Annotated in this window: 20 protein-coding genes and 3 pseudogenes; 10 read left to right on the top strand and 13 right to left on the bottom strand. The window is 69.8% G+C overall.

Going from position 1 to position 26518, the window contains the following annotated elements; genetic code table 11:
- The first annotated feature begins 287 nt into the window (after positions 1-287).
- On the top strand, positions 288-842 hold the full coding sequence (locus ACFJIT_RS18760; protein ID WP_379654569.1) for a DUF924 family protein: 555 nt from the start codon (positions 288-290) through the stop codon (positions 840-842).
- A 283-nt stretch (positions 843-1125) separates the two neighbouring features.
- Here the strand turns inward: ACFJIT_RS18760 and grxD are convergent, their stop codons facing one another.
- On the bottom strand, positions 1126-2055 hold the full coding sequence (grxD, locus tag ACFJIT_RS18765) for a Grx4 family monothiol glutaredoxin (protein WP_130535454.1): 930 nt from the start codon (positions 2053-2055) through the stop codon (positions 1126-1128).
- 58 nt (positions 2056-2113) lie between these two features.
- Between grxD and ACFJIT_RS18770 the strand changes: the two genes are divergently transcribed.
- Positions 2114-2896, top strand: coding sequence for a polysaccharide deacetylase family protein (locus ACFJIT_RS18770; protein WP_379655808.1), 783 nt, complete (start codon positions 2114-2116; stop codon positions 2894-2896).
- Between the two features lie 179 nt (positions 2897-3075).
- Entirely contained in the window at positions 3076-5250 is a 2175-nt protein-coding gene (locus ACFJIT_RS18775; RefSeq protein WP_379654570.1) for a TonB-dependent siderophore receptor, read from the top strand.
- 72 nt (positions 5251-5322) lie between these two features.
- Here ACFJIT_RS18775 and ACFJIT_RS18780 read toward each other — a convergent pair.
- The 3 genes and pseudogenes from ACFJIT_RS18780 to ACFJIT_RS18790 all read right to left on the bottom strand — a co-directional run bounded on the left by ACFJIT_RS18780 (position 5323) and on the right by ACFJIT_RS18790 (position 7984).
- Positions 5323-5998 (bottom strand): annotated as a pseudogene (locus tag ACFJIT_RS18780) (methyltransferase domain-containing protein).
- 52 nt (positions 5999-6050) lie between these two features.
- On the bottom strand, positions 6051-6698 hold the full coding sequence (locus tag ACFJIT_RS18785; protein WP_379654571.1) for an SGNH/GDSL hydrolase family protein: 648 nt from the start codon (positions 6696-6698) through the stop codon (positions 6051-6053).
- Between the two features lie 5 nt (positions 6699-6703).
- Positions 6704-7984, bottom strand: a complete 1281-nt coding sequence (locus tag ACFJIT_RS18790) for a pyridoxal phosphate-dependent aminotransferase (protein WP_379654572.1) — start codon at positions 7982-7984, stop codon at positions 6704-6706.
- A 139-nt stretch (positions 7985-8123) separates the two neighbouring features.
- On the opposite strand from ACFJIT_RS18790, the gene rsgA reads away from it, so the two are divergent.
- On the top strand, positions 8124-9212 hold the full coding sequence (gene rsgA, locus ACFJIT_RS18795) for a ribosome small subunit-dependent GTPase A (RefSeq protein WP_379654573.1): 1089 nt from the start codon (positions 8124-8126) through the stop codon (positions 9210-9212).
- Here the strand turns inward: rsgA and ACFJIT_RS18800 are convergent.
- A complete protein-coding gene (locus ACFJIT_RS18800; RefSeq protein WP_379654574.1) occupies positions 9209-9601 on the bottom strand; it encodes a MerR family transcriptional regulator in 393 nt (130 codons plus the stop codon). The two genes, rsgA and ACFJIT_RS18800, sit on opposite strands and share 4 nt — an antisense overlap.
- Before the next feature lie 89 nt (positions 9602-9690).
- Here ACFJIT_RS18800 and ACFJIT_RS18805 point away from each other — a divergent pair.
- Positions 9691-10613 (top strand): annotated as a pseudogene (locus ACFJIT_RS18805) (alpha/beta fold hydrolase).
- 106 nt (positions 10614-10719) lie between these two features.
- Positions 10720-11544, top strand: a complete 825-nt coding sequence (locus tag ACFJIT_RS18810) for a hypothetical protein (RefSeq protein ID WP_379654575.1) — start codon at positions 10720-10722, stop codon at positions 11542-11544.
- Here the strand turns inward: ACFJIT_RS18810 and ACFJIT_RS18815 are convergent.
- On the bottom strand, positions 11474-12436 hold the full coding sequence (locus ACFJIT_RS18815; RefSeq protein ID WP_130521732.1) for a LysR family transcriptional regulator: 963 nt from the start codon (positions 12434-12436) through the stop codon (positions 11474-11476). The genes ACFJIT_RS18810 and ACFJIT_RS18815 overlap by 71 nt on opposite strands.
- A 117-nt stretch (positions 12437-12553) precedes the next feature.
- Here ACFJIT_RS18815 and aceB point away from each other — a divergent pair, with 117 nt between their 5' ends.
- The 4 genes and pseudogenes from aceB (at position 12554) to ACFJIT_RS18835 (ending at position 17610) form a co-directional block, all read left to right on the top strand.
- On the top strand, positions 12554-14188 hold the full coding sequence (gene aceB / locus ACFJIT_RS18820) for a malate synthase A (protein WP_379654576.1): 1635 nt from the start codon (positions 12554-12556) through the stop codon (positions 14186-14188).
- Positions 14189-14289: 101 nt separating this feature from the next.
- Positions 14290-15622 (top strand): annotated as a pseudogene (aceA, locus tag ACFJIT_RS18825) (isocitrate lyase).
- A gap of 252 nt (positions 15623-15874) precedes the next feature.
- Entirely contained in the window at positions 15875-16246 is a 372-nt protein-coding gene (locus ACFJIT_RS18830) for a hypothetical protein (RefSeq protein WP_130525160.1), read from the top strand.
- A gap of 257 nt (positions 16247-16503) precedes the next feature.
- The gene (locus tag ACFJIT_RS18835) at positions 16504-17610 is read left to right on the top strand and encodes a DUF2884 family protein (protein ID WP_379654577.1); all 1107 of its coding nucleotides are present in this window, start codon (positions 16504-16506) and stop codon (positions 17608-17610) included.
- Between the two features lie 293 nt (positions 17611-17903).
- Here ACFJIT_RS18835 and ACFJIT_RS18840 read toward each other — a convergent pair whose 3' ends face one another.
- The 7 genes from ACFJIT_RS18840 to ACFJIT_RS18870 all read right to left on the bottom strand — a co-directional run bounded on the left by ACFJIT_RS18840 (position 17904) and on the right by ACFJIT_RS18870 (position 26187).
- Positions 17904-19418: a YifB family Mg chelatase-like AAA ATPase gene (locus ACFJIT_RS18840; protein WP_379654578.1), complete on the bottom strand. Its 1515-nt coding sequence runs from the start codon at positions 19416-19418 to the stop codon at positions 17904-17906.
- 36 nt (positions 19419-19454) lie between these two features.
- Positions 19455-19709, bottom strand: a complete 255-nt coding sequence (locus tag ACFJIT_RS18845) for an accessory factor UbiK family protein (RefSeq protein ID WP_130521742.1) — start codon at positions 19707-19709, stop codon at positions 19455-19457.
- Positions 19710-19902: 193 nt separating this feature from the next.
- Positions 19903-20418: a GNAT family N-acetyltransferase gene (locus ACFJIT_RS18850; RefSeq protein WP_379654579.1), complete on the bottom strand. Its 516-nt coding sequence runs from the start codon at positions 20416-20418 to the stop codon at positions 19903-19905.
- 43 nt (positions 20419-20461) lie between these two features.
- Positions 20462-21211, bottom strand: coding sequence for a DUF998 domain-containing protein (locus ACFJIT_RS18855; protein WP_379654580.1), 750 nt, complete (start codon positions 21209-21211; stop codon positions 20462-20464).
- A 280-nt stretch (positions 21212-21491) separates the two neighbouring features.
- The gene (locus ACFJIT_RS18860; RefSeq protein WP_130535469.1) at positions 21492-22151 is read right to left on the bottom strand and encodes a kinase; all 660 of its coding nucleotides are present in this window, start codon (positions 22149-22151) and stop codon (positions 21492-21494) included.
- A 471-nt stretch (positions 22152-22622) separates the two neighbouring features.
- On the bottom strand, positions 22623-24917 hold the full coding sequence (locus ACFJIT_RS18865) for a TonB-dependent receptor (protein WP_379654581.1): 2295 nt from the start codon (positions 24915-24917) through the stop codon (positions 22623-22625).
- 154 nt (positions 24918-25071) lie between these two features.
- Positions 25072-26187: a glycerophosphodiester phosphodiesterase gene (locus ACFJIT_RS18870; RefSeq protein WP_379654582.1), complete on the bottom strand. Its 1116-nt coding sequence runs from the start codon at positions 26185-26187 to the stop codon at positions 25072-25074.
- Positions 26188-26518 lie beyond the last annotated feature (331 nt).

The following is a 26518-nucleotide window of genomic DNA, read 5'->3' on the forward strand; positions in this document are numbered from 1 at the left end:
TCTTGATGATGTTGCGGCGCGTCACGTCGATCCGTGGCGGCGCCCTCCCGGCGCGCATTGTGGACGATCCGGTCACGGCAAAATTGCAGGACGTTTCGCAGTTGTCGAACCCCAGCGGCTGCCAGGCGACGCATGACGGCCTTGTCAGCCAGCCGGGCGGGCGCGGCGGGTTTGCACGTCCCGTTCATCCCCGCTTCTTATGCTCGCCGGTCCATCCATCCCGTTGAGGCAGGCGGCATGTCCAGGCGCAAGCAGGCAGGCGAGGCAGGTCAGGTGAGGCGCCGCGCATGCCGGTGAAGCGCAAGCCGAGCCGGCAGCAGGAAGTGGTGGAGTTCTGGCGCCAGGCCGGGCCGGAGCGCTGGTTTGCGAAGAACGAATCGTTCGACGCCAACTTCCGCACCCAGTTCCTGGCCGATCACCACACCGCCGCGCGCGGCGAGCATGAGGACTGGCTGCACAACGCCGAAGGCGCGCTGGCGCTGCTGGTGCTGCTGGACCAGTTTCCGCGCAACGCCTGGCGCGACAGCGGCCACGCTTTCGCCACCGACGGCCTGGCCCTGGCCTACGCCGCGCGCGCGCTCGATGCCGGCCATGACCAGGCCACCGAGCTGGCGCTGCGGCCGTTCTTCTATCTGCCCTTCAGCCATGCCGAGAACGCGGCGCTGCAGGCGCGGGCGGTGGCGCTGTTCAAGTCGCTGGGCGACGCCAAGCACCTGGAGTTCGCGCATGCGCACCAGGCCGTGATCGCGCGCTTCGGCCGCTTCCCGCACCGCAACGCGGCCCTGGGCCGCACCAGCACGCCCGAGGAGCAGGCCTGGCTGGATGCGGGCGGCGGCTTCTAGTCTCGGGAGTGGCCTTGTGGGCCTTGCGAGCTACAGTCTCTCCCGATCACGTCGCGGCCCCTTGTAGAGCGGAGCTCGCTCCGCTGGGCCTTTTCCATGATCCGACCGAAACGCCTTGTAGAGCGGAGCTCGCTCCGCTGGGCCTTCCCCGCGACCCGACCGAAACGCAGCGGAGCAAGCTCCGCTCTACAGGAGGGGGCGAGGACCGCTCCCTTGAATCGATCACCCAAACGACAACACGCCCCAAGCGGGGCGTGTGGCGTAGGCCATGCGCGCGTACGGATCAGTAGCGCGGCACGCTCGGATCGACGTCGTTGGACCAGGCCTCGATGCCGCCGGCCACGTTGTGCACGTTGGAGAAGCCGAGCACGCGGAACTGTTCGGCGGCCTGGTGGCTGCGCCCGCCGGCGTGGCACAGGAACGCGAGCTGCGTGTCCTTGGGCAGGGCCTCCAGCTCGGCACGGCCGTTGCCGTCGAAGGTCTTAAACGGCACGTTGACCGAGGCGATGGCGCGCTCATCGGCCGGGCGCACATCCACCAGCAGCAGCTCGCCGGCTGCGACCTTGGCGGCGGCCTCGGTCACCGAGAGCTGATTGACCGGGCGCGGCGCGTTCGGGTTGTCGATGGCCAGGCCCTTGCCGCGGATGTCGTCGACCCAGTCGATGGTGATGCCCTCGGCGCGGCGCGCGCTGGCCAGGTCGAACTGGATGCGCACGCCATTGGATTCGGCGGCGATGGCGTTGGCGTCGAACGGGCCCAGCTGGAAGTTCGGCTGGAACTGCGCGTCGATGGACAGCACCAGCGCCGCGCTGCCGCCGGCGTCGGCCACGGCATTGGCCAGCATCTCGGCCGCGGCCGGGGTCACGGTGATCGACGGCGGCGTGCGGTCAGGCGCGGCCACACCCAGCAGCGCGGCCAGTTCGCCGGAGTTGGTCATCTGCTCGATGATGTCGCTGCCGCCGACCAGCTCGCCATCGACGTACAGCTGCGGGATCGTCGGCCAGTCGCCATAGACCTTGATGCCCTCGCGGATCTCCTGGTCGGCCAGCACGTTGACGTGGGCGTAGTCCACGCCCAGCGTGGACAGCGCGCCGACCGCCTTGGCCGAGAAGCCGCACTGCGGCATGGTCGGCTGGCCCTTCATGAACAGCACCACGCGGTTGGACTGCAGCAGGGAATCGATGCGCGAACGCAGGGCGGGATCGAGGGACATGAGGGCTACCGGCGGCTTGGACGACGAGAAAGGAGGGGAATTTTACCCGCGTGGCATGATGCGCGGGATGGAGCCCGAAGCAATGCAGCATCGCGCCACGCCCAGGCCCTACTTCAGGTTGGGGCTGCTGGCGCTGTCACAAGTAGTCGCCCTGGCGCTGTGGTGGCTGGTCGGCTGGCCGCTGGGCCTGGCCGTGCTGCTGGTCAGCCATGGCGCGGTGCTGTGGTCCACCTTCCACCCGCGCTCGCAGCTGTTCTGCCCGGCCCTGGTGCGCCTGTCAGGTGCGCAGCCCCGGGTCTGGCTGACCATCGACGACGGCCCCTCCGACGACACGCGGCCGATGCTGGACCTGCTCGATGCCCACGGCGCCAAGGCCACCTTCTTCGTCGTCGGCGAGCGCGCCCGCGCCCGGCCCGACCTGGTGCGCGAGATCGTCCGCCGCGGCCATGGCCTGGGCAACCACAGCGATAGCCATCCGCAGGCCGCGTTCTGGCGGCTGGGGCCGGCCACGCTCGAGCGCGAGATCGCCGCCAACCAGCGCAGCCTGACCGAGCTGGCCGGCGCGCCGCCGCGCTGGTTCCGCTCGGTGGTCGGCCACACCAATCCCTTCATCGCGCCGGTGCTCGCCCGCCACGGCCTGACCCGCGTGGCCTGGAGCGCGCGTGGCTTCGACGGCGTGCGCTGCACGCCCGACCAGGTGTTGGCGCGCCTCGTCCCCGACCTCAAGCCCGGCGCCATCGTCCTGCTGCATGAGGGCGCCGCGCATGGTCACAACGTGGAGATCCTGCGGCGCGTGCTGGAAGCGCTGCGCGCGCGCCGCCTGCGTGCCGAGCTTCCTTGATCGCACGTTGATACCAAGAGCGACTCGGTTGCGCCGGCAAGCATTCTTGACAGCGTTTTAACGCGAGCGGACCATTCCGCGCTGAAGCCAGCGACCGGCGGCGCCTTGCCTACAAGGCCCGATGCCCAGCCAGCTGCCGTCCACGACGGCATCTCCCACCGGTCCCGAGGCTCTCGACGATGTCCCATCGCTGCTGCCCTGCGCGCCTCGCCGCGCAGGTCGTTTCCGTACGTTCGCTGTCCCGTTCGCTGCTGGCCATCGCCTGCGCCTGGCCGCTTCTGGTGGCCGCCCAGTCCGCCCCCCAGGAGGCGGTCGATCTGGATCGCCTCAAGGTGGAGGGCCATCGTGGCGACGCCACCGAAGGCAGCGACTCCTACACCGCCGACCTCGCGCGCAGTTCGGCCAAGCTGGCGTTGTCGCTGCGCGAGACGCCGCAGTCGGTGGTGGTGATCAGCCAGCAGCAGATCATCGATCGCGATCTGCAGACCTTCCAGGACGTCACCGACGCGGTTGCCGGCTTCAATTCGCCGACCTGGGATACCGAGCGTACCTACATCAGCGCGCGTGGTTTCGAGATCGACTATTACCGGGTCGACGGCATCCCCACCCAGTACGCCGGCGATGTGCAGCAGAACCTGGCCATCTACGACCGCGTGGAAATCGTCCGCGGCGCCAATGGCCTGACCACCGGCGCCGGCAGCCCGGCGGCGTCCATCGACCTGGTGCGCAAGCATGCCGACAGCGACGTGTTCACCGGTAACGCCAGCCTCTCGGCCGGCAGCTGGGATCGCTATCGCGGCACCGTCGATGTGCAGTCGCCGTTGAACGCGGCCGGCAACGTCCGCGGCCGCGTGGTGGCCAGCTACGAGGACAAGGATTCGTTCCGCGACTACTACAGCAAGACCTCCGGCCTGCTGTACGGCATCGTCGATGCGGACTTCAGCGATGCCATCCATGGCTACGCCGGTGTCAGCAAGCAGCGCAACGACGGCCGTGGCACCACCTGGGGCGGCGTGCCGGCCTGGTTCAGCGATGGCACGCGCACCCGCTTCTCGCGCTCGGATTCGTTCACCCCGCGCTGGGCGCGCGGCGTTGCCGATACCACCAACGCGTTCGCCGGGCTGCTCCATCGCTTCGAAGGCGGGGCGCAGCTGCACGTGGAGTATTCGCACCAGCGCTTCGAGACCGACTGGAAGTCGGTGCTGTACGGCTACTACGGTTATCCGGACCGGATCACCGGTTTGGGCCTGGACAGCATTTACGGCGGGGATTACCCCACTTACACAAGGCAGGACAGCCTCGATGCCTACGTCAGCCTGCCGCTGACCTGGTGGGGGCGCGAGCACGAGATCGTCGCGGGCGCGACCTGGACCGACCGCAATGCGCGCAGCTGGTACAACCTGCCGCTGCAACCGCTGGTGGCCGAGAGCGTCTACGCCTGGACCGGCACCATGCCGCAGCCGGCCTGGACGCCGCTGCAGAAGGGCAGCGAGAACGACATCCGCCAGGTCGGCGCCTATGCCGCCGGCCGCTTCAGCCTGACCGATGACCTGAAGGCCATCGTCGGCGCCCGCGTCAGCGACTGGAAAAACACCGACCGGCTGGCGCCTGCCAGCTCCTACGCCAAGCGCGGCCGCACCACGCCGTATGCCGGCCTGATCTACGACCTGGACGCGCATCATTCGCTGTATGCCAGCTACACCAGCATCTTCAATCCGCAGAACAACCGCGACCGCAACGGCCGCTACCTGGAACCGCTGGAAGGCAACAACTACGAGATCGGCGCCAAGGGCGAGTATTTCGGCGGGCGGCTCAATGCCGGGCTGACCCTGTTCCGCATCGAGCAGGACAACTTCGCCGTGGCCGATCCCGGCCAACGGGTGCCGGGCACCACCGATCAGGCCTATCGCGCCGCCGACGGCACGGTCAGCCAGGGCGTGGAGTTCCAGCTCGATGGCGAGCTGACCGAGCAATGGCGCATCAGCTTCGGCTGGGCGCAGTTCGACGCCGACGACGCGCAAGGCAAGGATGTCAGCCCGACCAGCCCGCGCCGCGAGGCCACCGTGTTCACCACCTGGCAGACCGGCCCCTGGCGGATCGGCGGTGGGTTCAACTGGCAGTCGTCGTTCTATGAGCGCGGCGTCGGTCCGCAGGGCAATACGCTGCGGCTGGAGCAGGGCAGCGTGCTGCTGGCGAGCCTGATGGCCCGCTACGACATCAACCAGGCGCTGTCGGCGCAGGTCAATGTGCGCAATCTGTTCGACCGGCACTACTACGCGAACGTCACCTATCAGACCCAGTGGATCTACGGCGATCCGCGCGATGTGGAGCTGACCCTGTCCTGGCGGTTCTGAGCGGCCGGCATCGCGTGCGGCCCTCGCCGTCCGCGTGGAAGGGCCTGGCGCGCGCAGCGCGCCCAGGCCGGCTCAACCGCGGCGCTGGGCCACGATCAGCCAGTTGTTGAACGGCGTGTTGCCGTACAGCGGGACGAAGCTGGCGCTCAGGCCGGCGCTGGTCAGGTGGTGCTCCAGGCTTTCGCGCGTGGGATAGCGCTTGGGCACTTCCTGCATCCAGCCGGTGAAGTGCGCCATCAGGTCGGTGATCCTGGAGGTGCGGCCACGCCCGCTGTCGTCGCCCAGCGCGCTGCGGATCACCAGCTTGCTGTCCGGCGCGAGCATGCGCGCGGCGTGCTGCAGCATGCCCGCCTGCACGTGTTCGGGCAGGTACTGCAGCATGTCCAGGATGCACACGTTGCCGCGGTGCTCGGGCCAGCGTGCCGGCCAGGTCGACCACCTCGAAGCGGGCGTCGTGCAGGCCGCTGCGTCGCGCGATCCGTCCGGCGCGCGCGATCTTGTCCGCGTCGATGTCCACGCCGTGATAGCGGCGCGGCTGGCCGTCCGCGCGCAGCGCATGCGCCAGCAGGCCCAGGCCGCAGCCCAGGTCCAGCACCGGGCCGGGCGCCTCGCGCAGCGCGGCCAGCACGCCGGGATACAGCGGATCGGTGCGCAGCTTGATGCGCGTGTAGTAGTAGTCGTGACGATTGCCCCAGGGCCGGCGTGGCAGGAAGGCGCGGGCGATGGCCAACGCTTGCTGGGGCGGCATGGGACGGGTGGCTTCGCTCACGTCGATCCTTCGGCGCAGGGGCGGGAGCGCGCTAGGCTAGCGCATCCCGGGCGGCGGGAAACGCGCGCTGCATCCACAGCCGATACATCGCGCCGGAAGGATGCAGGCCGTCGCCGATCAGCATCGCAGCTTCGGCCCCCTGCTGGCGACTGACGGTGGTGACATCCACGAACGCCACGTGCCGGCGCTGGCAGGCGAGCCGGGCCTCGCGGTTGAACGCATCGATCTGCGCGGCGATCTGCGCCACATCGCGCCCGGAGGCGGCCGCGAACGGGGTCACGCCCCAGTCCGGAATCGACAGCACCACCACGCGCCGCGCGCGTCCACCGGCCAGCGCGATGGCGTGCTCCAGCAGGCCCTGGAACTGTCGCAGGTACTCGTCCAGCGGACGTCCGCGATACTGGTTGTTGACCCCGATCAGCAGCGTGACCAGGTCGAAGCCCGGCGTCGGCGCGGCTCGATCGATCGCGGCCTGCAGCTCGTCGGTGGTCCAGCCGGTGGTGGCGATGATCTGCGGATCGTCCACGCCCAGCCCGTCGGCGCGCAGCGCACGGGCCAGCTGCACCGGCCAGCGCTCGCTTTCGGCCACGCCCTCGCCGATGGTGTAGGAATCGCCCAGCGCCAGATAGCGCAGGCCGTGCGGCGCGATGCTGCCCGCCGCCGGGCGCACGCCGGCCATGGCGCTCAGGCCGCGGCCGGCCGCGACTTGGGCTTGAGCGGCACGACCTTGGTGGCCGCCTCCGCGCGCTTGGCCAGCGCGCGATCGATGCGCGTGAACACCTCGCGCATGGCCACCGCATCGGGCAGCAGGGTGACGCGGAAGTGGTTGCGGTAGGGCACGTTGAAGCTCGAGCCAGGCACCACCAGCACGCCCTCGTCTTCCATCAGCTCCAGCGCGAAGGCGTAGTCGTCGAAGCCCTTGGCCGCATCACCCACCACCGCCGGGAACGCATACAGCGCGCCGGCCGGCGCGCACAGCTTGAGGTGCTCGCTGGCCGTGCAGGCCTCAACCACCGCGCGGCGGGTCTCGTACAGGCGGCCGCCCGGCGCGGTGAGCGCGCTGATGGTGTCCGGACCGTTGATGGCCGCTTCCACCGCGTACTGGCCCGGCACGTTGGCGCACAGGCGCAGCGCGCCCAGCAGGTCCATGGCGTGCTGCAGCGGGGTGATGCGCTGCGCGTCGCCGGACAGCAGCGCCCAGCCCACGCGCCAGCCGCAGGCGCGATGCACCTTGGACAGGCCGGAGAAGGTGATGCACGGCACCTCGCCGGCCAGCGGCGCCAGCGGCTCGAAGATGGCCCCGTCGTAGAGGATCTGGTCGTAGATCTCATCGACCATCAGCAGCAGCTGATGCTTGGCGGCGATGGCGACGATGCGCTTGAGCAGCTCGCGCGGGTAGGTCGCGCCGGTGGGGTTGTTGGGGTTGATCAGCACGATGGCGCGGGTGCGGCTGGACACCAGCGTCTCGATCTCCGACGGATCGGGCAGGAAGCCGTTGGCCGCATCGCACTGGTAGTACACCGGGCGGCCGTCGTTGAGGATGGTCGCGGCCGACCACAGCGGATAGTCGGGCGAGGGCACCAGCACTTCGTCGCCCGGGTTGAGCAGCGCGCGCAGCGACAGGTCGATCAGCTCGGACACGCCGTTGCCGATGAACACCCGGTCCGGATGCGCGTCGGGCGTGTTGCGGCGTGCGTAGTAGGCGGCCACCGCCTCGCGCGCGGCCGGCAGGCCCTGCTGGTGGGTGTAGGGGTCGGTGCGGCCCATGTCGTCGGCGATCGCGTGCTGCAGATGCTCGGGCGCGCGGAAACCGAACGCGCCGGGGTTGCCGATGTTGAGCTTGATCAGCTTGCGGCCCTGGGCCTCCAGCTCGCGGGCTCGCCGGGCCAGCTCGCCACGGATCTCGTAGCGGACTTCGGACAGGCGTTCACGGATGGCGAGGGGCTTGACGGGGGCGGAGGACATGGCACGGGCGCGTGGAGGTGAAAAAACGACCAAAGCATACGCCTGATGGCCCGTGCTGCGGGCGTTTCAGCGGAAACCATGGCCGCGGGCCAGGCCACTCGCCTGCGGCGCCGACGGGCCACCCCGTAGAATCGCCGCCATGACCGATGCTGTCTTCGACGATGCCGACCTGCGGCGGATTGGCTGGCCCTGGCCTGGCGCGCCCGAGGACCCGGCGTGGCGGGCGCTGATCCAGGCCCATCCCGGCGCCCGGCCGGCGCGGGTGATCGAGCAGCATCGCTCCGGCTACGTGGTCGCGCGCGGGCTGCTGCCCGAGCAGACGCTGCGGCCCGAATCCCTGCCGGACTGGCAGCGCCCGCGCTTTCCCGCGCACGAGCGCCCCGCGGTGGGCGACTGGGTGCTGGTGGAGGAAGACAAGCGCATCGTCGCCCTGTTGCCGCGGCGCACGGCGATCAAGCGCGCCGCCGCCGGCGAGCACTATCACCAGCAGGTGATCGCGGCCAACATCGATGTGGTCTTCATCGTCTGCGGGCTGGACGCCGACTTCAATCCGCGCCGCATCGAGCGCTATCTGATGCTGGTCGGCGGCGGGGGCGTGCAGCCGGTGGTGGTGCTGACCAAGGCCGACCGCACCGAGTACGCCGAGGACGCGCTCGAGGTGCTCGCCGACCTGGCCGCGCAGGACGTGCCGCTGCGCACGGTCAACGCCAAGGACGCGGCCAGCGTGGCGCAGCTGCACGGCTGGCTCGGGCCGGGCCGCACGGCGGTGCTGGTGGGCTCCTCCGGCGCGGGCAAGTCCACGCTCACCAACACGCTGCTGGGCGTGGAGAAGATGAAGACCAATGCGGTGCGCGAGACCGATTCGCGCGGCCGCCACACCACGACCCACCGCGCGCTGATCCCGCTGCCCTCCGGCGCCTGCCTGATCGACACCCCCGGCATGCGCGAGCTCAAGCCCACCGGCGAGGAAGACCTGGCCGAGGGCGGCTTCGCCGACATCGAGGCGCTGGCTGCGCAGTGCCGGTTCCGCAATTGTGCCCACCAGGGCGAACCGGGCTGCGCGGTGCAGGCGGCGATCGAGGCCGGCGAGCTCGATCCCGGCCGGCTGGCCAATTACCTGAAGTTGCAGGAAGAGGTGACCACCGCGGCGGCCAAGCTGGCCAAGCGCGTGGCCGAGCAGCAGGGCAAGACAGGGCGGCGTCCCGCTGGGAAGTCGTCCCGCCGCTAGGCCGGATCGCGATCCGCCTGCTGTCCCTTTTCCAGCATCTGGCGCAGTCGGCTGCGTCGCTGTTCGAGTTCGGCGATCTGCCGCTCGATCGAGGCCAGTCGCCGGCGCTGCACTTCGGTCGTCTCCGAACAGGCCGCCGCGCCTTCGATCATCCGCATGCAATCGGGAAACTCGCGGATCTCGGCCAGGCTGAAGCCTGCGCCGATCAGGCGCTGGATCTGCCGGACCTGGGTCACGGCCAGGGCGGAGAACACGCGATAGCCGTTCTCGGCGCGGACCGACGACAGCAGCCGATGGTCGTCGTAGTGCCGGATCGAGCGCAGGCTGGCGCCCGTCTCGCGGGCCAGTTCGCCGATGGACAGTTCAGCTTGGGGACGGGCCTTGGGCATGGGCGAACGCTAGCACGGGCCGCGCTTGACTCTCACATCAGTGTGAGGCTCGAGACTGCGCGCCTCCCAGGCATCGATGAGGATTCGCCATGCTTTCGTCCAGGCTTCACCGCGCGCTCGGCGCGCTGATCGTCGGGCTTGCGCTGCTGACCGGCGCGCCGGCCGCGCTCGCCGCAACAGGGAGTACACCGTCTCCGCGCCGGATGGCGTGGCGCTGGCCGTGCAGGAGTCCGGCGATCCCGACGGTGCTCCGGTCATCTTCATCCACGGCCTGCTGGGCAGCCGGCTGAACTGGGACAAGCAACTGCTCGACCCCCGGCTGCAGCGCCATCGGTTGATCACCTACGACCTGCGAGGACACGGCCTGTCCGGCAAGCCCACCGACGCCGCGGTCTACACCGACGGGCGCCGGTGGGCCGACGACCTGGCGGCGGTCATCGCGTCCACGAAGGCGAGCAGACCGGTGCTCGTCGGCTGGTCGCTGGGCGGTGCGGTGATCTCGAACTACCTCGCCGCCTACGGCGACGGCGCCATCGGCGGTGCGGTCTATGTCGATGGCGTGATCGAGCTCAAGCCCGAGCAGCTCGTGGCGCATCCGGAGGTCTATCGCGACATGGTTGCCGCGGACCTGAAGACCCATCTGCAGGGCGAACGCGCCTTCCTGCGGCTGTGCTTCCACCGGCAGCCGGATGCGGACACCTTTTCGCTGCTGCTGGCCAATGCGGCGCTGGCGTCGTGGGAGATGCAAAAAGCCGTCCCGTCGATGACCGTCGACGCCGCCGGCGGGTTGGGCCGGGCCAAGGTCCCGGTGCTGCTGCTCTACGGGGCGCGCGATGCGCTGGTGAAGGCCGAGCCGAGCATCGCGCGCGCCAAAGGGCTCAATCCGCGGATCCGCAGCGTGCTTTACGCCCAGTCCGGCCATGCGCCTTTCCTGGAAGAACCGGACCGCTTCAATCGTGACCTGCTCGCGTTCATCCGCTCGGCCGCGTCCGCCTCGGCCGGTCGAGACTGAGGAGGCGTTGGAGCTCGGCGACCGCTGGCCCACGGCGTGAGGTGCGACCGAAATCCGACAGCGCGGCTGCGACCGTGTCTGCCCTACTCGAGGCCGAGGGCTGGACATGTCCGAATACGGCACGCCGCCGGCGGTCGCCAACAAGGTCGCCGCAGTCACGCTGGGCTTCTGGATCCTCAAGATCCTGGCGACCACGCTGGGCGAGACCGGCGGCGACTGGCTCACCATGACGCTCGGGCTGGGCTATGGGCCCGGGGCCTTGCTGCTGCTGGGCCTGTTCGCGCTGACCCTGCTGGCGCAGCTGCGGGCGCGCGGCTTCCATCGCGGGCTGTACTGGTTGGTGATCCTGTCCACCAGCACCGCGGGCACGGCGATGTCGGACTTCCTGGACCGCACGCTGGGGCTGGGCTATCTGCGCGGCGCGCTGCTGCTGGTGGCGCTGCTGGGCGGGGTGCTGGCCGCCTGGTACCACAGCGAGGGGCATCTGTCGGTGCAGCGCATCGCCAGCCGCCGGGCCGAGGGCTACTACTGGATGGCGATCCTGGTCAGCAACACGCTGGGCACGGCGCTGGGGGATTTTCTGGCCGATTCCTCCGGCCTGGGCTTCGCCGCCAGCGCCGGGCTGATCGCGGCGGTGATCGCCGCCACGGCACTGGCCTACCGCTTCACGCCGGTCAGCCGGGTGCTGCTGTTCTGGATTGCGTTCGTGATGACCCGGCCGTTCGGTGCGACCTTCGGCGACCTGCTGACCAAGCCGGTCGCGCATGGCGGCCTGGAGCTGGGCACCGGCGGCGCCTCGCTGGTGCTGGCGGTCCTGCTGATCGCAGGGCTGCTGGTGCAGGGACGTGGCCGCAGGACGCTCAGCGCTCCGAATGCCCGCTCTCGTCGTGGTCGCGCGGGTGGAACAGGTCCGGCCGGATCAGCGCGATGAAGGCCCGCGCCTGCGGCGAGAGGTACTTGCCCTTGCGCACCACCACGCCATAGCTTCGCGAGGGGAAGTACGCGCTCAGCGAGCGCGCGGTGATGCGGCCGCGGTCGGCCTCGCCCAGGCAGATCGAGCTGACGATCGACAGGCCCATGCCCATGGCCACGTACTGCTTGATCACCTCCCAGCCGCCGACCTCCAGCGCCACGGTGTACGGCACGCGCGCCTGCTGGAAGGTCAGGTCCACCAGCCGGTAGGTGATCTGCCGGCGCGGCGGCAGGATCAGGCCGTAGGGCGAGATGTCCTCCAGGGTCACCTTGTCCTTCTTCGCCAGCGGGTGGTCGTGCGGGGTGATCAGCATCGGCTCGAAGCGGTAGACCGGCTCGTAGCTCAGGTCGGCGGCGACGTCGACCATCGAGCCCACCGCCAGGTCCACCGCGTCCTGGCGCAGCAGGTCGGTGCCGTCGGCGCTGATGGCGTTGTGCAGGGTCAGGCGCACCTCGGGGTGCTCGCGGCGGAAGGCGTCCACGATCCGCGGCAGCAGGTAGAGGATGGTCGAGCTGTTGGCGGCGATGTTCAGCTCGCCGGCGTCCAGCCCGCTGACCTTGTGGCGGAAATCCGAGGCCAGCGAGTCCACCCCTTCGACCAGCGGCTGGGCCATCTCGTACAGCAGCTGGCCCTCGCGGGTGGGGGTCAGGCGCCGCCCGCTGCGCTCGAACAGCCGCGTCCCGTACTCCCGTTCCAGCGCCTGCAGCTGCAGCGAAATGGCCGGCTGGCTGACGAACAAGGCCTCCGCCGCGCGCGAAACCGAGCCCAGACGCACCACCTGGCAGAACGCGCGCAGCGGTTTGAGCCGATCGGATTTATAGGAAAAACGAGGGGTTACGTTCGCTGGCATGGGTCTGAATCCGTTCTCATGAGCAGAACTTATGAATTGAATTGATAAAACTAAGTTGTCAAATACTAACCCCCGGAGCACGGTGGCGGCCCAGCTGAAACGACGAGGAACACCGCCATGTCCGCCACCGCCTTCGCCCTGTCGCCCACCGCCCGCGGCGCCACGCCCGGCCTGGCGCTGACGGTCCGGGCCCCGGGCCAGGACGCGCTGCTGCCGGCCGGCCTGCTGGGCCTGCTGACCTCGCTGCACCGGGCGATCGAGCCCGAGCGCCAGGCCCGCCTGGCCGCCCGCGCCGCCCGCCAGGCCGCGTTCGACGGCGGCGCCCTGCCGGACTTCCGCGCCGACACCGCGCAGATCCGCGAGGGCGACTGGACCGTGGCGCCGATCCCGGCCGCCCTGGCCGACCGCCGCGTGGAGATCACCGGCCCGACCGACCCGAAGATGGTCATCAACGCGCTGAACTCCGGCGCCAAGGTGTTCATGGCCGACTTCGAGGACTCGACCTCGCCGACCTGGGCCAACCTGCTGACCGGCCAGCGCGCGCTGATCGGCGCGGTCGACGGCGACCTGACCTTCCAGGCGCCGGCGGCCGGCGACAAGCCGGGCAAGCGCTACGCGCTCAAGCCGGCCGACGAGCAGGCGGTGCTGATCGTGCGTCCGCGCGGCTGGCATCTGGACGAGAAGCACGTGCTGGTCGATGGCGCGCCGATCGCCGGCGGCCTGTTCGACGTGGCCACCTTCGCCTTCCACAACGCCCGCGCGCTGCAGGCCAGGGACCGCGGCCCCTACTTCTACCTGCCCAAGCTGCAGTCGATGGAGGAGGCGGCGCTGTGGGAGACCGCGCTGTCGCACATCGAGGCGACCCTGGGCCTGCCACAGGGGCAGATGAAGGTCACCGTGCTGATCGAGACGCTGCCGGCGGCCTTCGAGATGCACGAGATCCTGTACGCGCTGCGCAGCCGCATCGTCGGCCTGAACTGCGGCCGCTGGGACTACATCTTTTCCTACATCAAGACCTTCCGCGCCCACCCCGACCGCGTGCTGCCCGAGCGCGGCCAGGTCACCATGACCCAGCCGTTCCTGAAGGCCTATTCGGAGCTGTTGATCCAGACCTGCCACCGGCGCGGCGCGCACGCCATGGGCGGCATGGCCGCGCAGATCCCGATCAACAACGATCCGGCGGCCAACGAGCAGGCCATGGCCCGCGTGCGCGCCGACAAGCTGCGCGAGGTCACCGCCGGCCACGACGGCACCTGGGTCGCGCACCCGGCGCTGATCCCGGTGGCGATGGAGATCTTCGATGCGCACATGCCCGGCCCCAACCAGCACGGCGTGGCCCGCGCCGATGTGCACGTCGGCCGCGACGACCTGATCCGCCCGTCCACCGGCACCATCACCCGCGCCGGGTTCGAGGGCAATGTCGAGGTCTGCGTGCGCTACCTGGCCGCCTGGCTGGATGGCAACGGCTGCGTGCCGATCCACTGGCTGATGGAGGACGCGGCCACCGCCGAGATCTCGCGCACCCAGATCTGGCAGTGGCTGCACACCGACGGCCTGCACCTGGACGACGGCACCGCCATCGACCTGGCGCTGCTGGAGACCACGCTCAAGCGCCTGCCCACCCGCCTGGGCGATGCGGCGCTGCCCGGCGCGGCCAAGGTGCCGCAGGCCATCGCCCTGCTGGACCAGCTCTCGCGCAGCGACACGCTGGCCGAGTTCCTGACCCTGCCGGCCTACGCGCAGATCGATTGAAGCCGGGCTCGGGCTTCGGATCGAAGAAGCCCGCCCAGCCCTTACCCGCATTCCGCTTGCACCCCATTCGACGGGCATCCGTCAACGACCGGAGAAGCACCATGAGCACTCGCCAGGAACAGATCGACGCCCTGCAGAAGGACTGGAACACCAACCCGCGCTGGAGCGGCGTCAAGCGCAACTACAGCGCCGCCGACGTGGTGCGCCTGCGCGGCAGCGTGCAGCCCGAGCACACCCTGGCCAAGCGCGGCGCCGAGCGGCTGTGGAAGCTGGTCAACGGCGAGGCCAGGAAGGGCTACGTCAACGCCTTCGGCGCCATCAGCGCCGGCCAAGCGATGCAGCAGGCCAAGGCCGGCCTGGAGGCGGTCTACCTGTCCGGCTGGCAGGTGGCCGCCGACGGCAACACCTCCGAGACCATGTATCCCGACCAGTCGCTGTATGCCTACGACTCGGTGCCGACCATGGTCCGCCGCATCAACAACACCTTCCAGCGCGCCGACGAGATCCAGTGGAAGAATCTCTGCGACGGCAAGCTGGCCGAGCAGGACGCGATCGACTTCTTCCTGCCCATCGTCGCCGACGGCGAGGCCGGCTTCGGCGGCGTGCTCAACGCCTACGAGCTGATGAAGAACATGATCATCGCCGGCGCGGCCGGCGTGCATTTCGAGGACCAGCTGGCGGCGGTGAAGAAGTGCGGCCACATGGGCGGCAAGGTGCTGGTGCCCACCCAGGAGGCCATCCAGAAGCTGCAGGCCGCGCGCCTGGCCGCCGACGTGCTGGGCGTGCCGACCATCGTGCTGGCCCGCACCGATGCGGAGGCCGCCAACCTGCTGACCTCCGACTTCGATCCCAACGACAAGCCCTTCGTCAACGGCGAGCGCACCAGCGAGGGCTTCTACCGCGTCAGGAACGGTCTGGAACAGGCCATCAGCCGCGGCGTGGCCTATGCGCCGCACGCCGACCTGGTGTGGTGCGAGACCGGCACCCCGGACCTGGGCTTCGCCCGCGAGTTTGCCCAGGCCGTGCATGCGGCCAGCCCGGGCAAGCTGCTGAGCTACAACTGCTCGCCTTCGTTCAACTGGAAGAAGAACCTGGACGACGCGACCATCGCCCGCTTCCAGGACGAGCTGTCGGCGCTGGGCTACAAGTACCAGTTCATCACCCTGGCCGGCATCCACATCAACTGGTTCAACACCTTCAAGTTCGCCCACGACTACCGCGCGCGGCCAGGGCATGAAGCACTACGTCGAGCAGGTGCAGCAGCCGGAGTTCGAGGCCCGCGAGCAGGGCTACACCTTCGTCAGCCACCAGCAGGAAGTCGGCGCCGGCTACTTCGACGACGTCACCACCGTCATCCAGGGCGGCAGCTCCAGCGTGACCGCGCTGACCGGCTCGACCGAGGAGGAGCAGTTCTACGAACACAAGGCGGCCTGAGCCTTGGCGCCTTGATCCAGGCAGGACGCGCCCGGCACCGGCGCGTGCGATGAACCTTGAGAGGAGCGGCGTGGCGCAGGCGACCCTCGCGTGCAGGGGCGCGAGGGGCTGGCGCGACGCGGGCTGGGAGGCCCCGCCCTCGATCAGAGACATTGCACGCGCTGGCGTCGGGTGCTTTGGCAACACCCGCGACATCGCTTCAGCGTCATCGAATACCCACCAGCGTCGTTCACCCACTGAGAAAGGTGCGCCATGCTTCGAGCCCGTCACGACAACCGCTATCGCGGCCAGGATGCGTTGATGTTCCGCGGGGATCGCCCCGGCATCGCCATGCTGGCCTCCATGCTGGATCACCTGGCCTCCAGTCCGCGCCCCGACGCGGTCGGTCGCCGCCATGCCATCCCCGGCGTGCCCAACGTCAGCCTGGAGGTGACCGACTCGGTCTCCCGGCTGATGCTGGACAGCGCCTGTCCCACGCCGTTCGTGTGGCAGCTCAAGTGGGCCGACCTGGCCGACTGCGGCGCCAGGCTCGGCGCACTGGCCGGCGAAGCCCAGGGCCAGCTGCGCATCCAGGGCGAGCGCGACGACCTGCAGCTGGTCCTGGCGATGGGCGAAGACGCCTGACCCGAGGCACAGCCTGGGGCGACAGGATCCGGTTGGGAGCCGCCATGGCGGCGAGGGGCTTTCCCACTAAAGCCCCTTGCCGCCAATGGCCAAAAAGGCCACAAGGGCGGCTCCCACCTGTAGAGCGGAGCTCGCTCCGCTGGGCCTTGCCGATGATCCGGTCGAAACGCAGCGGAGTCCCCAAAAGGGGATTGCCACAAGCTCCGCTCTACAAGGAAGCCGCGGCTTGACCTTAGAGACAGTTGCTCCCATCAAGCATGCCCGCCATCGGTCCTCGTGACTTCAGGCACGCGCCCGCATCCGGCGGCCGCGCGGAAGCTGGCTGCCAGTTGGCAGACAGGACGTTTAAAAAGATGCGCAAGCGATGGCAGGTGGTGATGCTGGCATGCCTGGCGCCTGCTGCATGGGCGCAGCAGGCGAATACGCCCGCCGACAAGGCGCCGCAGACCCAGGCTTCTGCCGAGAAGGTGCCGCAGACGCCTGCCGACAAGCCCCAGTCCGAACCTGCGCAGCAAGGCCGGCACGACCGCCGCCCGCACGTGTCCTCGCGCCAGTGCGGCCTGGAGACCGACTTCAACGTGTTGGCCGATAGCGGCGGCATCTGGCTGTACCGCGACAGCGGCTCGCCGCGCGAGATCTTCTTCCACGGCGGCGAGCTGAGCGTGGACCGCAAGCTGCGCCCCGTCAGCGCCGCCGATGCGCAGCGGCTGTGGCAGATGGAGAGCCAGGCCCGCGCGCTGATGCCGAAGGTGGCCGGGCTGGCCAACGAGGTCGTCGACCTCAGCTACGACGCGCTGGGCGGCGTGATCGAGATCATGACCGGCAGCTCCTTCAACGCGCGCAAGATCGCGCGCATGCGCACCCAGGCCCATGGCTATGTGGATGGCACGCTGGGCAAGGGCCGTTGGGAGCAGGACGCCTTCGGCGGCAACTTCGAGCGCTACGTTGAAGACCAGGCCGAGGCCTTCAAGGGCAGCATCGCCCGCCACCTGCTGTTTCAGATCTTCACCGGCCGCAGCGATGCGATCGACGAGCGCGCCGACCGCCTGGGCGACGAACTGGACGCCAAGCTCGAGGCGCGCAGCGAGGCCATCGAGGCCCAGGCCGAAGCGATGTGCGACCAGGTCGACCAGCTGCGCGCGCTGCAGGACGCGCTGGAGTTCCGCTACGAGGGCAAGCCCCTCCAACTGCTGGAACCGATCGAGGGCCACGCCGCCGCCGATGCGGCCGATGCGGCGGAAGACGCCGGAAAACGTGACGCGCCGGACCACAGGGAGGATGCCGCTTCGAAGAAGCCGCCCGCCGCGCGCGAAGACGCCCCGCGCGACACCACGATCAAGCCCAAAGCCTTGCCTCATCCTTGACCGCGCGCTACGGGGGAGCACCTGTCTCCTCAAATCCCGCAGCGGCCTGCCTGTAGAGCGGAGCTTGTGGCAATCCCCGCTTGGGGACTCCGCTGCGCTTCGTTCGGTTGCGCTTCGTTCGGTTCGTGGGGAAGGCCCCAGCGGAGCGAGCTCCGCTCTACAGGTGTGAGCCGCCCTTGTGGCCTTTTTGGCCATTGGCGGCGATGTGGCTGTCCTGAGGACCCATCCTGACGCCACAGCTTGATGCCACTGCAACTGCTGTGACGCAGGAGATATCGCGCTCGCTGTCCTGCTCACGCCGCATCGACCTGCGGCGTCATCGCCTGCTGGCGATAGCCCAGGGCTTCGGTCAGATGCGCGGTGGTGATGTCTTCGCTTTCGGCCAGATCGGCGATGGTGCGGGCCACGCGCAGCGTGCGCTGCATGGCGCGTGCGGACAGCCGCATCTGATCGATCGCGCGCTCCAGCAGCGCCTGGTCGGGTGGTGCCAGCCGGCAATGGGTGAGTGTCTGCGCCTGATCCAGGCGTGCGTTAAGCACGCCGGCGCGCTGCAGCTGTCGCGCTCGGGCGGCGGTGACGCGTTCGCGCACGGTGGCGCTGTCTTCGCCGGCCGGTGCGTCGGGGCGCAGCGCCTGCGGCGGCACGCGTGCGACGTCGATCTGCAGGTCGATCCGGTCCAGCAGCGGGCCGGAGATGCGGCCGCGATAGCGGGCGATGCGCTCGGCCGTGCAGCGGCAGCGGCCGTTGGCATCGCCGGCCCAGCCGCAGGGGCAGGGATTCATCGCGGCCACCAGCTGGAACCGCGCGGGGAACTCCGCACTGCGCGCCGCGCGCGCGACGGTGACCGTGCCCGACTCCAGCGGCTCGCGCAGCACTTCGAGCGCGCGCCGGTCCCACTCGGTCAGCTCATCGAGGAACAGCACGCCGTGGTGGGCCAGCGAGACCTCGCCGGGTCGCGGCAGCGCGCCGCCGCCGATCAGCGCCACCGCGCTGGCGGTGTGATGTGGACTGCGGAACGGGCGCTGCCGCCAGCGCGCCGGGTCCAGCCCGCGGCCGCTGACCGAGGCGATGACGGCGCTTTCCATCGCTTCGTCCTCGCTGGCCTCGGGCAGCAGGCCGGGCAGGCGCGAGGCCAGCAGCGTCTTGCCGCAGCCGGGCGAGCCGACGAACAGGAGGTGGTGCCCGCCGGCCGCGGCGACCTCCAGCGCGCGTCGCGCATGCAGCTGGCCGCGGACATCGCGCAGGTCCGGCACGGGCCAGGGCGTGACCGGCTCGGCCACCGCCGTCGCCGGTGCGCGCGTGCCGCACAGCATGGCGCAGACCTCCAGCAGGGTGCGCGCGGTGCAGGCCTGGCCGGTGGCCACCAGCGCGGCCTCGGCGCCATTGCCCGCCGGCACGATCAGGCGCCGGCCCGCGTCCCGCGCGGCCAGCACCGCCGGCAGCACGCCGTCGATGCTGCGCAGCTCGCCGGTCAGGCCCAGCTCGCCGACGAATTCCCAGCCGGCCAGGGCCTGGCGGTCGAGCTGGCCGCTGGCCGCCAGGATGCCCAGCGCGATCGGCAGGTCGAAGCGGCCGCCGTCCTTGGGCAGGTCGGCCGGCGCCAGATTGACGGTGATGCGCCGCGCGGGGAACTCGAACTGCGCACACAGCAGCGCCGCGCGCACCCGGTCGCGGCTCTCGCGCACGGCCGCCTCGGGCAGGCCGACGATGTGCGTGGCCGGCAGGCCGCCGGAGAGATGCACTTCGACCTGCACGCCGGGCGCCTGCACGCCGCAGCGCGCCCGGCTATGGACCAGGGCCAGACTCATGGGGGACGCTCCGTGTCCGCCGGAAGGAGGGAACCGTCAGCTGCGCGGGGCGACGCGCGCCTCCAGCGCGGCCAGTTCGCGCTCCAGCGCGTCGAGCTTCTCGCGGGTGCGCAGCAGCACGGCGCGCTGCACCTCGAACTCCTCGCGCGTGACCAGGTCCAGCTTGGCCAGGCCCGACTGCAGGGCGCTCTTGAAGGTGCGCTGCAGGTCCTCGCGCGATTCGCGCAGGCCCGGCGGCACCAGCTCGCTCAGGCGGCGGGCGAGGTCATCGAGGGGATTGAGATCGATCATGGCAGGCTCCGTGGGCTCGTGGCCAAGGTCGCATGCGCCCTGCGCGCGCCACCATCGGCCGGGCGCGCGCCGGCGGGTCGGAAAAGTCCGATGCCGCGCGCGCCGGTTCGCGCACATTATCGTGGAAGGACCGTTCGTTAGCGGTCACGCGCCAGAGGCGACGGTTCCGATGCGGCCCGGCCGCGGGCTGGTCTCAACTGCCGCAGGACGTCTCAGCGAGGTCGAACGCCATGTGCGGGAGCAAGCGCCCCGGGACGGAACCGCTTGGGACCAGGCCGATCCTGACGGCACCGAAACGGGCGTAGAACGCCTCGGCGCCCGGATCGGCGTCGAGGACGAGGCGCTCGAATCCAAGGGCCGCCGCATCGCGAAGCGCGTTCTGCAGCAACAGCCGTCCGCTTCCGGTGCCGATCGCGGAGGGATCGCCGAAGAGCGCGCACAACTCCCCGATGGGAGGCGTTCGGCCGATCAGGCTGAAGCCGAGGATCCGATCGTCGTTCGCGACGGCGACCCAGAAGCGCCCGGATGCGCACGCCTCCGCGCTCCAGGAAAGCTCGGCGCGGCAGGCTTCGAGAAACTGCGGCGAATAGCCCCAGTATGCCTTCGAGCGCAACGCCAGGGCCGACAGGGCCTGATGGTCGGCGCCAACGGCCCTCCGGAGTTTTGGCGGCTTACGCTGCTCGATGTTCGAGGGCTTTATCTGGGTCATGGGTCCGAAACCCGACGCGATCGCATCACCATTGCGGCGTTGGTCAGCGCGATCGCCAGCCGCCGTCAGCCCGACCCGAGCCGCTGAGCGCGATCAGGACGATGCCGGCGACGAGCTCCCACAGGATGATCGTGTAGACGCTCCCACGCTCCCAGAGGCCGTCCGCCATGGCCGCGATCCCGAGCGCGTTGTGCGCAAACAGCCCGACCAGCGAGAGAAGACCGAACACGGCGATGGCGACGCTGAAGCCGCGGAACCCGCGCCCGCCGAGCGCGAAGCCTCCGGCCGCCGCGGCCAGGTTTCCGCAGATGATCGCGAGTGCGGCGCCGATGCCGTGGAAGACGGCCATGCCGGACTGGATGGCCTGCTGGCTGCCGGGCACGGCGGCCACGAGCACGATGCCGAAAGCGTGCAGCGCCGACAGCGTCACCCAGAGCGTCGTCTTGCGCGGCCTGCGCGTCAGCGCGCGAGCGGCCAGGAGGGCCGCGATCAGGAAGAAGACGCCCTGCAGGACGAAGCCAGTGTTCATCACCCAGCTCAGCGGCGAATCGAGATGCCGGCCGTCCACGACACCCACTTCGGGCACGCCGAGGTCGCTGATGTAGTTGGTCGCATAGCTGTAGCCGGGAAAGGCGGTGGACGCCACGTACTCCGCGGCCAGGTAGATCACGCCGGCGGCGCTCCACAGCGCGCCGGCGAGGCGTCGAGCGGCGCGGGACGGCTGCGGCTCGGGGACGGATGCGCGTGCTTTGTCGTCCGTCGCGACCGCGGGATGGTCCTGCCTTCTGTTCACCGGATGGTCCTTCGAATACGGCGATCTCGCCATCATCTCAGGACCGCGGTGAGCGCAGCGCGGTGCGCGCTATGCGGAGGCCAGCGCCAGGCAGCCGCTCGGCGACGGCTGCGTGCAGTCCGGCAAGCAGGCGTCTTCGCTATCCAGCCCGACACGAACTGATTCTGGAGGCAGGCTCGCAAGCGGTGGCCCACGTCGTTCCTGCTCGGGCTCGCTCGCCCATGGAGCGGGCCCGAAATTCCGAGGACGAGCTCCGCCGCGCAGGGCGGCGGCGCTGGGCTCAGGCCTTGCTCCAGGCGTAGAAGCGCTTCCAGCCGTTGCGCACGCCGCTCACCCAGGGGCGCTGGGCGACCACGCGTGCGCGCATGCCGGTGATCTCGCGCCCGGTCAGGCGGCGCTGGATCTTCAGCGCGTTGGCCAGGTCCGAGCGGCGCAGTTCGCGCAGCAGGGGCAGGCGCATCATCCAGCGCGGCAGGCGCATGGCCGAGGCGTAGTCGAGCAGCACCAGGGTGCCGCCGCTGACCATCAGGTTGGAGGTGTGCAGATCGTTGTGGGTGATGCCGGCGGCGTGCAGCTGGGCGATCATGGCGCGCAGCTGGCGGAACACCGTCTTGCCGGCGTCCATCGCATCGCCGCCCAGGACGGTGCCGGAGACGAATTCCATACCCAGCAGCAGGCCGCCAGCCGTGCCCAGCAGCATCGGCGCATGGCGCCAGCCGGCCAGATGCCGGAGCATGCGCGCCTCGCGCCAGACCAGCAGCCGGGCCAGCAGGGCCATCGGCGTGCCGGCATAGCGGCGGTAATCCTTGACCACCACCGGGCGGCCCTCGTAGGGCGTGACGTAGACGTCCGGTTCGAGGACGCGCTCGCCGCGCTTGAGCAGCTTGGCGGTCGCCGGCAGGCGCGCGCCGGGGTGGAAGGGGAGCAGGGCGGTATTCATAAGTCGGTTGCCTCGCGCGTGGGCCGGTGGGGAGTCCGGGGACCAACAGCTGCGGAATTACTGAACTTTTTGGTTCGGCAAACAATTCTAACGGCTTTCCGACATGAGGGTGTAACGAAATTCCGACAGAGACTGTTCCGCTGGAGGGGGTGATCGGGCGGGCTCCGAAGCGCCAAACGTCCGCCTGGGGCCACGAGGGCTCGGTAAGCCGCGGCCTCCTTGTAGAGCGGAGCTTGCTCCGCTGCTTTTCGTTCGATTCGTGGGAAAGCCCCAGCGGAGCAAGCTCCGCTCTACAGGGTGGGAGCCGCCATGGCGGCGAGGGCTTTCCCAGGCCGGCCGCAGACGCCGGAAATCAGCCCCCCGTCCTCCGGGCGGCCTCGTCCTGCCCCGGCCCAGACCCCCCAAAACGCAAGCGGGGCGCGGACTTACGTCCGCGCCCCGCCCGGGGTCACACCAATCTGGCCTGGGCGGTCAGAAGTCCGCGCCGAAGGTCAGGAAGTACTGCCGCGGCGCATCGGCATGGATGGCATAGCGCGTGCCGGCCGGGTCGGTCGGGGCGAACGAGCTGAGCTGGCCGGCGTAGCGCTTGTCGGTCAGGTTGGCCACGTTGAAGGACACCCGCACGTTGCGCAGGCCCAGGCCGGGTCCGAAGTCGTAGCCGGTGCCGAAGTCGAAGGTGGTCACGCCCGGCACCGACTGGTCGTTGGTGTAGGTGTAGTAGCGCTTGCCGGTGTACTTGCCGCGCAGGCTGACGTTCCAGCCGCCGCCGCGCCAGCTCAGTTCGCTGGAGGCCATGCGCTGCGGGGTGTCGACGGTGATCTTGCCGGCCACCGGCACGACCTGGCCGCCGGAGACGTAGTTGTCCTCGTAGGTGCTCTTGTTCCAGGACAGCGCGTTGTACCACTCGAAGCCCGCGCCGGGCTTGAGGATGAAGGTCAGCTCGGCGCCGTTGCTCTTGACCGAGCCGACGTTGACGAACTTGGTGACGCACTCCGGGCGCGTGCCGACTTCGATGCTCGAACACGGGTTGAGCGAGAGCAGGCGGTTGTCGAACAGCACGTGGTAGGCCGCCAGCGAGGCCTGGTAGTGCTCGCCGAAGGTGCGCCAGCCGGCTTCCAGCGTGCGCGACTTCTCCGGCTCCAGGCCCTTGGCCGCGGCGAAGGATTGCGGCGTGACCTGCAGCGGGCCGCCGCTGCCGCCGCCGACGAAGGCGGCGATGTTTTGCGCGTAGGAGGCGAACAGCTCGTTGTCCTGGTTCAACTTGAAGCCCAGGCCGACCTGCGGCAGGGCGCTCTTCTTGGCCACCAGGGTGCCGCTGGCGAGCAGCGTTTCCACGCCGGGCTTGGCCTTGGCGGTCATCTCGGTGCGCGGGCTCTTGATGCCCACGTCCACGGTCAGGCGGTCGTCGAGGAAGCGCATCCGGTCCTGCATGTAGAACTGGCGGGTCCGGATGGTGTAGTCCTGGTCGAACAGGCGGCGGTTGGGCCGGTTGAGGTAGAAGTCGTCCAGGAACGGGCCGCTGACGTAGTAGAAATTGCGCTCGACGTTGTGGTCATTGTACTCGTACCACAGGCCGGCCTCGAGCTCGTGCAGGCCCCAGCGCCAGTCCAGCGCCGCGGTGCCGCCGGTGCGGTTGATGGTGTAGTTGGTTGAGCGGATCGAGATCGGCAGCGCCTGCGGCGTGTTGGGGTAGGAGGCCTGGCCCGGCGCCCACCAGTGGCCCTGGCCGCGGTTCTCGTGGTGGTAGGCCAGCAGCTTCAGGTGCGCCTCGCTGCCCAGGGCGATGTCGCCATCGAGCGCGTAGAGGTTGTCGTCGCGCAGCGCGCGGCTCTGGTAGTAGGCATCGTCGATGCTGTTGACCCCGCCGCTGAAGCGGCAGCGCGCGGCGTTGTAGGTCGCCGGCGCGCAGTAGGCCGCGGCCACGGCGCGGTCCCAGTCGGGGGCGTAGATGTTCCAGTCCCGGCCCAGGCCGCGGGCGAGCATGCTCTTGGACAGGTAGGAATAGTTGGGCTGGTTGACGCGCGAGGTGGCGATGAACGCGCCGAAGCGGTTGTCGCCCACGTTCCACACCGCCTTGGCGTTGAACTGTTTGGTCTTCTGCGCCTGGTGCGGCGGCGCCCACATGTCGGCGTCCTGGCGCACGGCGGAGACGTAGGCCGAGAAGCCGTGCAGGTCGCCGGTGTCGGCGCGCAGGTAGGTGCGGTTCTGGTGGTCGCTGCCGATGGTCTGCTGGAGGCGGCCGCCGGCCTCGGTGTCCGGGTCCTGCGAGTAGTACTGCAGGGTGCCGCCCAGATTGCTGGTGGAGGCCACGCCGAGCGAGCCAATGCCCTGCGACAGTTCGACGCCGGCCAGGTTCTCGGGAATCAGCGCGCGCGAGATGCTCAGGCCGTTGTAGTTGCCGTAGCTGTTGTCGCCCAGCGGGATGCCGTCGAGCGTGTAGCCCAGGCGGCTCTTGTCGAAGCCGCGCAGGGTGATGGACTGCGATTCCTCGTTGGCGCCGAAGGCGTCGTTGGACTGCACCGACACGCCCGGCAGCTTGTCCAGCAGCTTCTGCCCGCTGGTGCCCGGCGGCAGCACCTGTTTGTCGACCTGGGTGATGCGCTGCACCTGGCGGGTTTCGCCGCGGCCGATGACCGACACGCTGTCCAGCGTCTTGGCGGTGGTGTCGGCGTCGGCCGGCGCGGCGGGCGGGGTGTCGTCGGTGGCGTAGGCGTTCGCAGCGCACAGGGCGAGCGACACCGCGACCGTCAGGGAGCGGATGTGCATGTTCGAAGCGTCGTTGGTCAAGGGAGGGCGCGTAGGCGCCCGAACACCTTGACCGACGAACATGAAGACTTTCTTACGAAGTTGGCGCGGCGTTGCGCGCGTGTCGGGCGATACGCGCGTTGTGACGTACTGCGGCGCAGGCGCTACGCGTTCCTCAGGGTTTATGCCAGTCGTCTACTGCCTGTCTTCCCAGGGCCGGGTCGTCGGTGAAGAAGCCATCGACGCCGGCATCGAGGAAGGCGCGCATCTCGCGGATCGAACCGGCATCACTGCGCGTGGCCGGTGCGCGGCCCTGCTGCAGGTCCTTGGGCAGGAAGGCGTTCTCGGGGCGGAAGGTGTAGGGCACCACCTTCAGTCCGGCCGCATGCGCGTCGGCGATGATCGCGGTGGGCTTGCCCAGGTTGCCCTGGGCGTCCAGCGGCAGCAGCATGCGGTTGGCGGGGCCAAGCAGCTGGGCGTACTGGGCGATGGCCTTCAGGCCCTGCGGGGTGAGCATCTGCGCATAGGTGGTGCTGCCGTTGGCGGCGAGCACGTCGCCGGGGCGCTCGTTCGGCGCGTCGATCAGCTGGACCAGGCGCACGTTGGGATGCGTATCGCCCAGCAGGGCGTGCAGCCGCTTGAGGTTGGCGATCTCGAAGGACTGGATCACGACCGGCGCGCTGCGCGTGTAGGCGTGCGCATCGAGCGTGGCCACGACCTTGGCCTCCATCGGCAGGCCCTGCTGCTGGAAGTAGGTCGAATGCTTGATCTCCGGGATCAGCCCGATCACGCGCCCGCGCGCGGCCGACTCGGCGGCGGTGAAGTCGATGATCTCGTCCAGGGTGACCAGCTGGAACTGGCCGTCGAAGGCGGTGCCGCGCAGCTTGGGCAGGCGTTCGCGCGCGCGCAGGGTCTTCAGTTCGGCCAGGGTGAAGTCTTCGGTGAACCAGCCGGTGACGGCATGGCCGTCGATGGTCTTGGTGGTCTGGCGGGCGGCGAACTCGGGGTGTGCGGCCACGTCGGTGGTGCTGCCGATCTCGTTCTCGTGGCGCGCCAGCAGGGCGCCGTCCTTGCTGGAGACCAGGTCGGGCTCGATGTAGTCGGCGCCGTCGGCGATGGCCTTGGCGTAGGAGGCCAGGGTATGTTCGGGCCGCAGGGCGCTGGCGCCGCGGTGTCCGATCACCAGGGGCCGGTCGTTCGGCACCGGGGTCGGTGGCGTGTCCTGTGCGGCGGCGTGGAAGGACAGGGTGGCGCCCATGCAGGCCATCAAGAACAGGGTCGATCGCATCATGCACTCCTTGGAAGCAGGCGCGCGTGGTCGCCCCTGCGTGACCGTGCAGCCTCGCATGCGGGGATGGCGCGTGGGTGACATTGCGTTACTTGCTGGGCCGGAGTTCCTCCGGAGACAGGGATTCTTTTGCCGATCGCGGGATCGTGGGATCGCAGCACGGCGCGGCGAGTGGGCGTCTCGGCTTCGGAAGGGCAGTGGGCCGGCGGGCGGCGTCCGCTTTTCCCTCGGTCAGGGCATCCTGCCCTGACTCGGGCGCTCGGCTTCCTGCCTCGCTAGGCGCGGCCCCCGCCCGCCGGCCCGCCGCCTCGCGCGTCAAGTCATAAGGCTTCGG

This window comes from Pseudoxanthomonas sp. UC19_8 (assembly GCF_042700505.1).
Lineage (GTDB): Bacteria > Pseudomonadota > Gammaproteobacteria > Xanthomonadales > Xanthomonadaceae > Pseudoxanthomonas_A > Pseudoxanthomonas_A winnipegensis.

Excerpts from the sequence above, each read along its gene's own strand:
- ACFJIT_RS18770 (WP_379655808.1), top strand. The coding sequence starts at position 2,114 with ATGCGCGGGATGGAGCCCGAAGCAATGCAGCATCGCGCCACGCCCAGG.
- ACFJIT_RS18835 (WP_379654577.1), top strand. The coding sequence starts at position 16,504 with ATGCCCGCCATCGGTCCTCGTGACTTCAGGCACGCGCCCGCATCCGGC.
- rsgA (WP_379654573.1), top strand. The coding sequence starts at position 8,124 with ATGACCGATGCTGTCTTCGACGATGCCGACCTGCGGCGGATTGGCTGG.
- ACFJIT_RS18845 (WP_130521742.1), bottom strand. The coding sequence starts at position 19,709 with ATGATCGATCTCAATCCCCTCGATGACCTCGCCCGCCGCCTGAGCGAG.
- ACFJIT_RS18830 (WP_130525160.1), top strand. The coding sequence starts at position 15,875 with ATGCTTCGAGCCCGTCACGACAACCGCTATCGCGGCCAGGATGCGTTG.
- ACFJIT_RS18815 (WP_130521732.1), bottom strand. The coding sequence starts at position 12,436 with ATGCCAGCGAACGTAACCCCTCGTTTTTCCTATAAATCCGATCGGCTC.
- ACFJIT_RS18790 (WP_379654572.1), bottom strand. The coding sequence starts at position 7,984 with ATGTCCTCCGCCCCCGTCAAGCCCCTCGCCATCCGTGAACGCCTGTCC.
- ACFJIT_RS18785 (WP_379654571.1), bottom strand. The coding sequence starts at position 6,698 with ATGGCCGGCGTGCGCCCGGCGGCGGGCAGCATCGCGCCGCACGGCCTG.
- ACFJIT_RS18775 (WP_379654570.1), top strand. The coding sequence starts at position 3,076 with ATGTCCCATCGCTGCTGCCCTGCGCGCCTCGCCGCGCAGGTCGTTTCC.
- ACFJIT_RS18865 (WP_379654581.1), bottom strand. The coding sequence starts at position 24,917 with ATGCACATCCGCTCCCTGACGGTCGCGGTGTCGCTCGCCCTGTGCGCT.
- aceB (WP_379654576.1), top strand. The coding sequence starts at position 12,554 with ATGTCCGCCACCGCCTTCGCCCTGTCGCCCACCGCCCGCGGCGCCACG.
- ACFJIT_RS18810 (WP_379654575.1), top strand. The coding sequence starts at position 10,720 with ATGTCCGAATACGGCACGCCGCCGGCGGTCGCCAACAAGGTCGCCGCA.
- ACFJIT_RS18870 (WP_379654582.1), bottom strand. The coding sequence starts at position 26,187 with ATGATGCGATCGACCCTGTTCTTGATGGCCTGCATGGGCGCCACCCTG.
- grxD (WP_130535454.1), bottom strand. The coding sequence starts at position 2,055 with ATGTCCCTCGATCCCGCCCTGCGTTCGCGCATCGATTCCCTGCTGCAG.
- ACFJIT_RS18850 (WP_379654579.1), bottom strand. The coding sequence starts at position 20,418 with ATGACCCAGATAAAGCCCTCGAACATCGAGCAGCGTAAGCCGCCAAAA.
- ACFJIT_RS18840 (WP_379654578.1), bottom strand. The coding sequence starts at position 19,418 with ATGAGTCTGGCCCTGGTCCATAGCCGGGCGCGCTGCGGCGTGCAGGCG.
- ACFJIT_RS18760 (WP_379654569.1), top strand. The coding sequence starts at position 288 with ATGCCGGTGAAGCGCAAGCCGAGCCGGCAGCAGGAAGTGGTGGAGTTC.
- ACFJIT_RS18800 (WP_379654574.1), bottom strand. The coding sequence starts at position 9,601 with ATGCCCAAGGCCCGTCCCCAAGCTGAACTGTCCATCGGCGAACTGGCC.
- ACFJIT_RS18860 (WP_130535469.1), bottom strand. The coding sequence starts at position 22,151 with ATGAATACCGCCCTGCTCCCCTTCCACCCCGGCGCGCGCCTGCCGGCG.